At 65.6% G+C, this 2711-nt stretch carries 3 protein-coding genes; all 3 read right to left on the bottom strand.

Annotation, left to right across the window (positions count from 1 at the left end):
- Positions 1–698, bottom strand: a 698-nt coding sequence (locus ACE3S9_RS18010) for a histidine kinase dimerization/phospho-acceptor domain-containing protein (protein WP_374547855.1), incomplete at its 3' end; no start/stop codon positions are given.
- Between the two features lie 17 nt (positions 699–715).
- Positions 716–1810, bottom strand: a complete 1095-nt coding sequence (locus ACE3S9_RS18015) for a lysylphosphatidylglycerol synthase domain-containing protein (RefSeq protein WP_374547856.1) — start codon at positions 1808–1810, stop codon at positions 716–718.
- A 297-nt stretch (positions 1811–2107) separates the two neighbouring features.
- The gene (locus ACE3S9_RS18020; RefSeq protein WP_374547857.1) at positions 2108–2509 is read right to left on the bottom strand and encodes a 2Fe-2S iron-sulfur cluster-binding protein; all 402 of its coding nucleotides are present in this window, start codon (positions 2507–2509) and stop codon (positions 2108–2110) included.
- Between the last annotated feature and the right edge of the window lie 202 nt (positions 2510–2711).

Here is a 2711-nt window from a genome sequence, read left to right on the forward strand (position 1 = left end):
CGGTCGCCGCGCACCATCGTGCGCTCGGCCGAACATTCCAGCCGGATGCGGTTTTCGCGCGCCATCGGCGCCAAGGCGTCGATCACCTGCTGCGCCACGGCGGCGAGATCGACCGCCGCGCGCGGCTGCAGATGCAGGTGCTGCTCGATGCGCGACAGCGAGAGCAGATCGTCGACCAGCCGAGCCATGCGGCGCGCCTGCTCCAGCATGATGCCGAGGAATCGGTCGCGCGCCGCCTCGTCGCCGCGGGCCGGGCCCTGCAGGGTTTCGATGAAGCCGAGCAGCGAGGCGAGCGGCGTGCGCAATTCATGGCTGGCGTTGGCGACGAATTCGACCCGCATCTTTTCCAGCCGCCGCATCTCGGTCGCGTCATGCAGGTTGAGCGCGACGAAACGCGCGTCAACGGATTCGAAGGCCGCGACATGAACCTGGAACAGCCGCTCGACCGGCACGCGGTCGAGCCAGGTGACGTCCTCCGCCTGGCCCGAAACCATCACGCGGGCGATGGCGTCATGCAGGTCGACCGCCCGCAGGGTCGAGGCCAGCGGCCCCATCAGCCGCAAATGCGGGAACAACGCGCGCGCGGGGCCGTTGGCGGCGACCAGCCGGACCGATTCGTCCACCACCAGCACCGGCTCCGGCAGAGCGTCGATCAGACTGGCGACAAGCCCCCCTACAGGGTCGATTTCTTCGTCCATTCGAACCGGTACAAGCCTCAGACGCCTTCTTCCCCATCGCTCTGGGCCCGATTCAATTGGTCGCGCAGAGCATCCCAGCGGCGGCCGCCTTCATTCGCGCCGAGAAGAGCCAGAGCCAATACGAAAGGTATGACATAATAAAGAATGCGGAACATCAGCAGCGAGGCCAGCAGCGCCTCTTGCGACGGCGCGGGCATGACCTTCAGCATGGTGGCCTCGAACACGCCGATGCCGCCGGGCGCGTGGCTGACGATGCCGAGCAGGCAGGCGAACACATAAATCGCCGCGAAGGTGAAGAAATCCAATCCCTCGCGGCTCGGCAGCAGCACATAGAGCACCGCCGCCGCGCTGCACAGGTCCATCACGCCGAGCGCAATCTGGCCGAGCGACAGGCTCAGGCCCGGCAGCTCCAGCGAAAGCCCCTGAACCCGTGCGCGGCGCGGGCGCGCCGAAACCCAGTAGAGATAGGCCCCGATGGCCGCCAGCACGCCGAATCCGATCAGGCGGTTCATATTGACGGCGAGGTGGTCGATATACGAGATCGGCTCGGCCTCGACCAGCAGGCCGAAGGCGATGACCACCGCCATGCCGAGCCAGAAGGTGACGCCGGCGACCACCGTCAGGCTGGCGATCTTGCCCGGCCGCACCCCCGCCCGCGAATAGATCCAGTAGCGCACCGTGCCGCCGGTGAAGATCGGGAAGCCGAGCGTGAAGGAGACGGCATAGGAGGTGAAGGAGGCCAGGGCCGTGGTGCGATAGGGCACCCGCAATTTGAGCTGCCGCAGCGCGATGGCGTCATAGCCCGTCAGCATCAGATAGGAGCAGGCGGTGAACAGCAGGCCGAGGGCGATCTGGTTGGCCGAAGTGGCGGCGAAGGCCGCGCGCAGCTCGGCCATGTTCAGATTGGTCAGGGTCCGGCCGAGCACGATGACCGCGACCAGGACGACGATCAGGCTGGCGGCGGCGCCGAGCCGGGCTATCAGCTTGCGGCGCCGCTCGGCGGCGGCGAGCAGCGCGGCGCGCTCGCTTTGTCGCGACGACAGGGACGCCGGACCCGAGGCCGAATCCGATGCGTCGGACGCCTCTGCTTCACGCTCCTGATCGCTCCCCATACGGTCCATCGCTGACGCTGCCCGAGCGGAAATCCATCGGATCGGGAACGGCTTGGCGCCTTGTTCCACACAACCCGGGCGGAAAAAGGGTGAAAGCCGCGATCGCCCGACCACGCTGCGCCCGGCTTGCGGACGCCGGCGTTCGTTTACGGCGCCAACCCCGGTTCGGCAAGTCGTCCTTGCGGCCATCGCCTTGACCGGGACGCAAACAAACGGGGGCGCGGTCGCCCACGCCCCCGTTGTCCTCCCCGGACGGACGCCGGCGCGCCGACGTCAATTGATGATTCTCAATTGTTTCTATTCCGCGATCTTCGCGTGCGACTTGCGTTGTTGCGCCGGCATGGTCTCGTCGCCGGCAAATTTCACCAGAATATCCTCGTCGCGGATGATATATTGGCAGGCCAGACGGAAATGCGGCGGCATGTCATTGACTTCGGCCGCAGCGACTTCGGACTTCGAAATCTTGCCGAGCTGCTTGAGCATTTCCTTTTCCTTCTCGGTAAGGGAAATGGCGTGGGTCGCCTTGCTCAGCACCGTGACCTCGACGAGGCAGGAGCCGCATTCGCCGTCCTGGCAGTCGAAGGGAATCGGAATTTTGGCGTCCTTGGCGAGCGCCAGCAAAGTGCCGCGGTCGCCCGCGACGGCGTAGACGGTCACGTCGCGGGACAGCGACGGAGACGAAAAGGTCACATTGGCCATGGAATCCTCCAAATCTTTCTGCTTGCGAAGCCGCGCTTCCTCCGCGCGAGCGGCAGCAAGACCCATGCCCACGATTAATTTCATGATTTCAATGGGTTGATCGCGCGACACAGCCTGTCGCCCGCCGGACAAATTGTTTCGCCCCGCGCAACCGCGAAACGAAGGCGACAGCCTGCGTCGGTTCAGCGACGGCTTTGTCGAA

Origin of the sequence: Rhodoblastus sp. (assembly GCF_041915505.1) — a bacterium.
Classification (GTDB): Bacteria; Pseudomonadota; Alphaproteobacteria; order Rhizobiales; family Beijerinckiaceae; genus Rhodoblastus.